Origin of the sequence: Pricia sp., from assembly GCF_041745955.1 — a bacterium.
In the GTDB taxonomy this organism is placed as follows: Bacteria; Bacteroidota; Bacteroidia; order Flavobacteriales; family Flavobacteriaceae; genus Pricia.
Genome location: NZ_JBGTHY010000126.1, coordinates 1 through 7,689 on the forward strand (window position 1 = coordinate 1; position 7,689 = coordinate 7,689).

Sequence of the window (7,689 nt, forward strand, 5' to 3'; positions counted from 1 at the left end):
ACGGGGTTTCCGCAATGATTTCCGAAAGCGTAAATTTATACAAAAAGTATTTAACCAAAATAAGCGAAAACTAATATGGCACTATTGACAAAAAAAGACGTCAGCCTAATATCAGATCCGCTGGCGGACAACAACCCGATAACGATTCAGGTATTGGGAATCTGTTCGGCATTGGCGATTACTGCGGAATTAAAGGCCTCTGTAGTAATGGCGATTGCGGGATTGTTCGTAATGGGACTTGGCAACGTGGTCATTTCTGTGATGCGAGACATTATCCCTTCCAAGATACGGATCATCGTGCAGTTGATCGTGGTCGCTACCTTGGTGATCGTGGTGGATCAAGTGCTCAAAGCTTTTGCTTACGAACTGAGCAAGACTTTATCGGTTTTCGTAGGCTTGATCATTACCAACTGTATCATCATGGGGCGTTTTGAGGCGTTCGCATTGGCCAATGGGCCGTGGCGGTCTTTTCTCGATGGCATCGGAAACGCTTTGGGCTATGCGGTCATTTTGGTTATGGTCGGTTTCGTTCGGGAACTTTTGGGTTCGGGAACCTTGTTCGGATATGCCGTTCTTGGTGATCCCATTGCCAAAACAGGTCTTTATGCCACCGGTTATGAAAATAACGGTTTTATGATTATTCCGCCCGCGGCCTTGATCGTGGTGGGCATCATTATTTGGGTACAACGTTCACGTAACCCCGCATTGGTCGAGGACAATTGAGTATGGATCGGTTTAAAACAAAATTATGTTAGAGCATATAGAATTATTTTTTAGGTCCATTTTCATCGATAATATGGTATTCGCCGTATTCTTGGGAATGTGTTCCTACCTCGCGGTTTCAAAAAAAGTCGCCACCGCCATAGGTTTGGGGGCGGCGGTCATCTTTGTACTTGCCGTTACCGTACCGCTGAACTGGCTGTTAGATCAATACCTTTTACGTGACGGGGCATTGGTTTGGTTAGGTCCTGAATATGCGGACTACAACCTTAGCTTTTTGTCCTTCATCCTCTTTATCGCTACCATTGCCACAATGGTGCAGTTGGTAGAGATCGTGGTCGAAAAATTTTCGCCTGCCCTTTACAATTCCTTGGGCATCTTTTTGCCATTGATCGCCGTAAACTGTGCGATTTTGGGAGGTTCGTTGTTTATGCAGTCCAGGGACATCCAAAGCTTGGGCTTGGCCTTTAACTACGGCGTTAGTTCGGGCATCGGTTGGTTTTTGGCTATTCTGGCCATCGCCGCGATACGTGAAAAAATTCGATATTCCAACGTTCCGCCACCGTTGAGGGGTCTGGGAATTACCTTTATCATAACGGGACTCATGGGTATAGGTTTTCAGAGTTTTGGAGGGATGTTGACCGGGGGCGACGAGGCTGCACCTGTCGAGGAGACCACCGCGACAAAAACCGAAAAGAACGAAGTGCCCGAGACCGATAAAGACGGACTTCTCGGACAAGAGGATACCGAAGGAACTAAAAAGGAGATCGACGAAAAGGAAATCTCCTATACTGACGCTTTAAACAAGTAAAAAGATGATGTTAGCTACGAGCACAGGCGGAACGATATTGATTACCGTAGTCGCCTTTTTGATACTTTTAATGCTATTGGTCGCCCTATTATTGTTTACCAAGGAAAAGCTGTCGCCATCGGGCCCGGTTACGATTACCATCAACGGTGAAAAGCAAATGGAAGTGGAATCCGGCAGTTCGCTACTGACTACCTTAGGTAGTAAAAAGGTGTTTTTGCCCTCCGCATGTGGCGGCGGCGGTACCTGCATCCAATGTGAGTGCCATGTACTCTCTGGCGGTGGCGAAGCGCTTCCCACCGAGACGCCCCACTTCTCAAAACGGGAATTGAACCAAGGTGCGCGTTTGGCCTGTCAGGTCAAGGTGAAACAGGATATGGAAATCACGATACCGGAAGAGGTGTTCGGTATCAAAAAATGGCCTGCCAAGGTGGTGCGCAACTATAACGTCGCCTCCTTTATCAAAGAATTCGTGGTCGAAATCCAAGAGGATATGGGCTACAAGGCCGGGGGCTACATACAGATCGAGATTCCCGCCTGCGAAATCAATTATAAGGATATCGATATAACCGCGCATCCCGAAGAGCATGAGACTCCCGATAAATTTCAAGACGAATGGGACAAGTTCAACCTATGGCCCTTGAAAATGAAAAATCCGGAAACGGTCGAAAGGGCCTATTCCATGGCTTCCTATCCAGCGGAAGGTAAAGAGATTATGTTGAACGTTCGTATCGCCACCCCACCTTGGGACCGTGCCAAAAACGGATGGATGGATGTGAATCCCGGGGTTGCTTCGTCCTATATATTTTCGTTGAAGAAAGGTGATGATGTGACGATTTCAGGACCGTATGGTGAATTCTTTATCAATGAATCCGATTCCGAAATGGTATATGTGGGCGGTGGTGCCGGTATGGCACCCATGCGATCCCATTTGTACCATTTGTTCAATACCTTAAAAACCAATAGAAAAGTAACCTATTGGTATGGTGGACGTTCAAAAAGGGAATTGTTCTATATCGACCATTTCAAGAAGTTGGAAGAGGAATTTCCGAACTTTAAGTTCTATATGGCCCTCTCAGAGCCAGCGGAAGAAGATAACTGGAAGGTCAAGGAAGATATCGATGCGCCGGGTGACGGATTTGTCGGTTTTATCCACAACTGCGTTATCGATAACTATTTGAGCAAACATGAATCACCCGAAGATATTGAACTTTATTTCTGTGGCCCACCGTTGATGAACAAAGCAGTACAGAAAATGGGCGAGGATTATGGAATTCCCGACGAACACATCCGTTTTGATGATTTTGGAGGATAATTTTTTTGAACGAAGAGTTGACCATGGGCACACCCCTGACGGAACAGGAGCTACACAACTTGGCTATGAATATCGTCGGCAAGCAGTTGGAAGCCGAGGGTTTTGAATTCATGGGGGTCAATAGCAAACCGAAAAAGAATCCACAGTTCGTTTGCTTGAAGGAAAAGCAGCTCCATTTTATCGTGGTACGTTGTGTGTCCTATCCTGAAAACCCCAAGGAATACGACTCCGATCTAATGGAGAAAGTAAAAAAACATGCCGAAAGTTTCGAGGCCAAATCCTATTACGCAGGTGTCGGGCTTTCGAATGCCAAGGACCGGGAGCTTCCCGTATACTTGAACGAGGATTATATTGTGGAGTACGGGGGACTGATCGAAGTCTAAGATGTAAAGTCTTTGTAATTCTCTTGAGCGGGAATCTTTTGAAATTTTCAAAATTTTAATCATTCCCGTGCGTTGGCCTGAGCTGGCCTGAGCTGGGTCGAATGGTGTTGCCCTGAGCTTATAGATCGCTAGCCAAGAATCTTTTAACATGTAGAAATAACGATTAGGATTTCTTTATAGAAGATGAAATACACTTTTTTACCCCTTATTGTACTACTGCTTTTTTCGTGCTCGCCCAATCGACCGGAAATCTTTAAAAACCAAAACACTGGCGGAGCATTGGGTACTTCGTACACTCTTACCTATTTGTCGGACCAACCACTGGATTTTCAAAAAGAAATCGATTCGGTTTTCGATGCGGTCAACCGATCCCTGTCCACCTACATTCCCAATTCCGATATTTCCAAGATCAATCGCGGCGATTCTACCTTGGTGGTCGACGCCATGTTTCGCGACGTTTTTGGACTTTCCAAGGAAATTTATCAAAAAACGGACGGTTACTTTGACCCGACCGTAGGGGTCTTAGTGGATGCCTGGGGATTTGGTCCTGGGGAACAAATGGAACTTGACAGCGTTCGAATCGATAGTTTGTTGGACTTTGTCGGTTTTGATAAAGTAACCCTTGAGGATCAAAATACCATTGAAAAATCGCATCCTGACATCCATTTTGATTTCAACGCGATTGCCAAAGGCTACACGATAGATCGGTTGGCCCTAATGATGGACCACAAAAATATTCAAAATTATCTGTTGGAAGTAGGAGGCGAAGTAGTCGCCAAAGGCTCGAATACGATCAAGGAAAAGCAATGGGTAGTCGGTATCGAAGATCCCCAAATGGGCGAAACTCGCAAACCTAAGATACTTATTACCTTAAAGGATAGGGCCTTGGCCTCCTCGGGAAACTATCGAAAGTTCAGGACGGATTCGATTACGGGTAATAAATATGTGCATACTATAGATCCCAAAACGGGATTCACCAAGAATGCGAATACCTTAGGGGTCACCACTTTGGCCAACACCTGTGCCAAGGCAGATGCCTATGCCACGGCCCTTATGGCTATGGACCTCGACGCGGCCATTAAACTGTTGATGGGCCAACGCGAACTGGAAGCCTATATCGTTTACCTCGATGAAAAAGGAGAGCCCCAGGAATTTATGACCGAAGGGTTTAAGCAGTTGATTACGGAGTAGGGTAGCAATGGGTCTTTTTGGCTTATTTTCGTACCAAAGGTATAATCTCCCCTTTTGCAAGACGGTATCTTTCAATGTCCGATGCCGTCAATGACGCCGTATAGTCTATTTCCTCGACGGTAAAGCCGATGTTCCTCAATTTGTCGAAATAGTCCCTGCCGTAGATGCGGACGTGATCGTACTGTCCGAAAATTTTGGCCCGTTCTTTTTGATCCGTAATGGTATCGTCTTCAAAGGTTTCGTCGCGTTTCAAGTCTTGGGGAATTTGGAAAATGCCCCATCCCCCCGTATTGAGTACCCTGTACATCTCCGACATCGCCTTGGTGTCATCGGGAATATGTTCGAGAACATGATTGCAGAGAATGACGTCGAAGGTTTCGTTTTCGAAAGGTAGGTTGCAGATATCGGCCTTGACGTCCGCTAGGGGAGAGTCCAGGTCGGTCGTTATATAGTCCAGATTTTTGAGTTTGCGGAAACGCTGGTAAAATGCCTGTTCAGGGGCGAAGTGTAAGACTTTAAGGGGAGCGGAAAAAAAATCGGTCTCGTTCTTAAGATATAACCATAACAGCCGGTGGCGTTCCAGCGATAGGGTAGAGGGGGAGAGTACATTTTCACGCGGACTTTCATAACCGTAGGGCAAGAATCCCTTGAAACGCTTTCCGTCGATAGGGTCCTCATATCGGTCACCCCGCATCCAGAACGCCAATACCGGACGCGCGAGATAGCTGAGCTTTATAAGAAGTGGCCTGGGAAGGGCATTGAGAATGTACTTGAAAAGTTTGGACACGGATTACACTAATTTTCGCAACTATTATGATAATTGAGTGTTCCGAACTATCCGGAATTCTCTCGAATTTCTTACTCTTAAAACCAAAAACCAAAATCGAGACGCTAGCGCTAGCTTCCCACTAGTGCCAAATGGCATTCTTCGTGAATTTCTTGCCAATCACGCCCTAATCAAAGTACCATCTTAGACCGCCGAAACTCCTCCTCCTCATCACTTTCGACCCCCAGCGCCTCATAAATATACTGAAACGTTGAAAGCAGCTCCGGCTTACCATCGACAATCGCCACATTGTGCTCGAAGTGCGCACTGGGCTTCCCATCGGCGGTGAGAATGGTCCACCCGTCCTTCAACTGTTTGATGCGTCGGGTGCCGCCGTTGATCATGGGCTCTATGGCGACTACCATGCCCTCTAGGAATTTCTTGCCTCGACCGCGTTTGCCATAGTTGGGCATTTCGGGGGATTCGTGCAGTTTTTCCCCCAAACCGTGCCCTACCAGCTCGCGCACCACTCCATAGCCATGCCCTTCGCAGTAGTTTTGGATGGCATAGCCTACGTCGCCCACCCGGTTACCGATCTTAAATTCACGGATGCCGATATAGAGGGACTCCTTAGTGACCCGCAACAATTTTTCTGTTTCGGAATCGATTTCCCCGATGGGAAATGTATAGGCGTGATCGCCGTAATATCCGTTTTTTAAGGCACCGCAATCCACGGAGAGAATATCGCCCTCTTTCAGCGGTACTTTATTGGGAATACCATGTACCACTTGGGCATTGGGACTCATATTCAAGGTATTCGGAAAGTCGTACATACCTAAAAATCCCGGTTCCGCGCCTTGCTCGCGGATGAATTCTTCCGCAAGTTTATCCAGGTAAAGCGTATGTATTCCCGATTTGATTTCCGATGCCAGCATGCCCAGTGTCTTGGAGACCACCAAGGCACTCTCGCGCATGAGTTCGATTTCTTCGGATGTTTTGATTTTTACCATAGTTTGCAAAGATAAAGCTTTCAGACCAATGGCTCCCGTGTCATTACCTTCGGCTTTTCGATACCCATCATCTTTAAAATGGTCGGTGCGATATCGCCTAAGACCCCATCCTTAATTTGTTTGATATCGTCATCCACCAAAATTAAGGGTACAGGATTGGTGGTGTGTGCCGTATTGGGACTACCATCGGGATTGACCATGGTTTCGCAATTGCCATGGTCGGCGATGACGATGGTTGAATATCCGTTTTCCTTGGCAACCGTAATGACAGCTTTGGCACATGCATCGACGGTTTCACAGGCTTTGATGGCCGCTTCCATATCGCCCGTGTGCCCTACCATATCCGGATTGGCAAAGTTCAGGCATACAAAATCGACTTCCCCTTTTTGGAGTTCGGGGATAATGGCATCCCGAATTTCATAGGCGCTCATTTCGGGCTGAAGATCGTAGGTCGCGACCTTCGGCGATGGACATAGCAACCGCTGTTCGCCATCGAAGGGAACTTCCCTTCCGCCGTTAAAAAAGAAGGTAACGTGCGGATATTTCTCGGTTTCGGCAATACGGATCTGTTTTTTACCGGCATTTGCCAGAACCTCTCCTAAGGTTTCCTTGATATTATCCTTTTCATAGATAACTTTTATATCCTCAAAGGTCTGGTCATAATTGGTTAGCGTCACGTAATACAATTTCAAGCGGTGCATATCTTGCCCATGAAAATCCATTTGGCTAAGGGCCTGGGTCAATTGTCGGCCACGGTCGGTCCTGAAATTAAAGAAGATAACTACATCACCTTCCTGAATTTTTGCTACGGGCGTACCATCGTCGTTGGTGAGTACGATAGGTTTTAGGAATTCGTCGGTCACCCCTTCGTCATAGCTATGGAGTACCGTGCCAGAAATATCGTTGGATTTTTTACCGATACCGTTGACCAAAAGGTCATAGGCCATTTTGGTACGTTCCCATCTACTGTCCCGGTCCATGGCGTAGTACCTGCCGATTACGGTGGCCAACTGGGCCTTTGTATCCAAACAGAATTGGGTCAAATCTTTCAAATAGCCAATTCCGCTCTTTGGATCTACGTCCCGACCGTCCGTAAAGGCGTGAACGTACATTCGCTTTACACCGTAACGCTCGCCGGCGGTTATGAGCCCGTTTAGGTGGGTGGTATGGCTATGTACGCCGCCATCGCTCAAAAGGCCTAGAAAATGAACGGGTCTATCGTGCTTTATGGCATAGGAAAAGGCTTCTCTCAGCACCTTCTCATCCTTTAACGTATCTTTTTCTATGGCCAGGTTTACCCTGGCAAGGTCTTGATAGACAATCCGCCCCGCACCCAAGTTCATGTGGCCCACTTCACTGTTGCCCATCTGTCCTTCGGGAAGGCCCACGTTCATACCATCGGTCAACAAATTCGCGTTGGGATAGTCTTTGTAGAGCGAATCGACGAAGGGCGTGTTCGCATTGTCTATGGCGGAGACGCTGGGATCGGAAGATTT

General features: G+C 47.0%; 8 protein-coding genes. 5 read left to right on the plus strand and 3 right to left on the minus strand.

What is annotated here, in order from left to right; all coding sequences use genetic code 11:
- Positions 1–75: 75 nt before the first annotated feature.
- The 5 genes from ACEW8S_RS04450 to ACEW8S_RS04470 all read left to right on the plus strand — a co-directional run bounded on the left by ACEW8S_RS04450 (position 76) and on the right by ACEW8S_RS04470 (position 4,417).
- On the plus strand, positions 76–723 hold the full coding sequence (locus ACEW8S_RS04450; protein WP_373516977.1) for an NADH:ubiquinone reductase (Na(+)-transporting) subunit D: 648 nt from the start codon (positions 76–78) through the stop codon (positions 721–723).
- Between the two features lie 25 nt (positions 724–748).
- Complete coding sequence (gene nqrE, locus ACEW8S_RS04455; RefSeq protein WP_373516978.1) at positions 749–1,531, plus strand: NADH:ubiquinone reductase (Na(+)-transporting) subunit E; 783 nt, start codon at positions 749–751, stop codon at positions 1,529–1,531.
- A gap of 4 nt (positions 1,532–1,535) precedes the next feature.
- Positions 1,536–2,843, plus strand: a complete 1,308-nt coding sequence (gene nqrF / locus ACEW8S_RS04460; RefSeq protein ID WP_373516979.1) for an NADH:ubiquinone reductase (Na(+)-transporting) subunit F — start codon at positions 1,536–1,538, stop codon at positions 2,841–2,843.
- 23 nt (positions 2,844–2,866) lie between these two features.
- Positions 2,867–3,226 carry a Na(+)-translocating NADH-quinone reductase subunit F gene (locus ACEW8S_RS04465; protein WP_373516980.1) on the plus strand — a complete coding sequence of 120 codons (360 nt, stop codon included), beginning with the start codon at positions 2,867–2,869 and terminating at the stop codon, positions 3,224–3,226.
- Between the two features lie 183 nt (positions 3,227–3,409).
- A complete protein-coding gene (locus ACEW8S_RS04470; RefSeq protein ID WP_373516981.1) occupies positions 3,410–4,417 on the plus strand; it encodes an FAD:protein FMN transferase in 1,008 nt (335 codons plus the stop codon).
- Between the two features lie 22 nt (positions 4,418–4,439).
- On the opposite strand, the gene ACEW8S_RS04475 is transcribed toward ACEW8S_RS04470, so the two are convergent.
- The 3 genes from ACEW8S_RS04475 to gpmI form a co-directional block, all read right to left on the minus strand.
- Positions 4,440–5,204, minus strand: a complete 765-nt coding sequence (locus ACEW8S_RS04475) for a class I SAM-dependent methyltransferase (protein WP_373516982.1) — start codon at positions 5,202–5,204, stop codon at positions 4,440–4,442.
- A gap of 170 nt (positions 5,205–5,374) precedes the next feature.
- Positions 5,375–6,193 (minus strand): type I methionyl aminopeptidase, encoded by an 819-nt coding sequence (gene map, locus ACEW8S_RS04480; protein WP_373516983.1) that lies wholly within the window; start codon positions 6,191–6,193, stop codon positions 5,375–5,377.
- A gap of 20 nt (positions 6,194–6,213) precedes the next feature.
- A partial coding sequence (gpmI, locus tag ACEW8S_RS04485) for a 2,3-bisphosphoglycerate-independent phosphoglycerate mutase (protein WP_373516984.1) occupies positions 6,214–7,689 on the minus strand: 1,476 nt, incomplete at its 5' end.

What these genes read in the sequence shown, in the direction of transcription:
- ACEW8S_RS04450 (WP_373516977.1), top strand. Translation starts at nt 76, where the DNA reads ATGGCACTATTGACAAAAAAAGACGTCAGCCTAATATCAGATCCGCTG.
- nqrE (WP_373516978.1), top strand. Translation starts at nt 749, where the DNA reads ATGTTAGAGCATATAGAATTATTTTTTAGGTCCATTTTCATCGATAAT.
- nqrF (WP_373516979.1), top strand. Translation starts at nt 1,536, where the DNA reads ATGATGTTAGCTACGAGCACAGGCGGAACGATATTGATTACCGTAGTC.
- ACEW8S_RS04465 (WP_373516980.1), top strand. Translation starts at nt 2,867, where the DNA reads ATGGGCACACCCCTGACGGAACAGGAGCTACACAACTTGGCTATGAAT.
- ACEW8S_RS04470 (WP_373516981.1), top strand. Translation starts at nt 3,410, where the DNA reads ATGAAATACACTTTTTTACCCCTTATTGTACTACTGCTTTTTTCGTGC.
- map (WP_373516983.1), bottom strand. Translation starts at nt 6,193, where the DNA reads ATGGTAAAAATCAAAACATCCGAAGAAATCGAACTCATGCGCGAGAGT.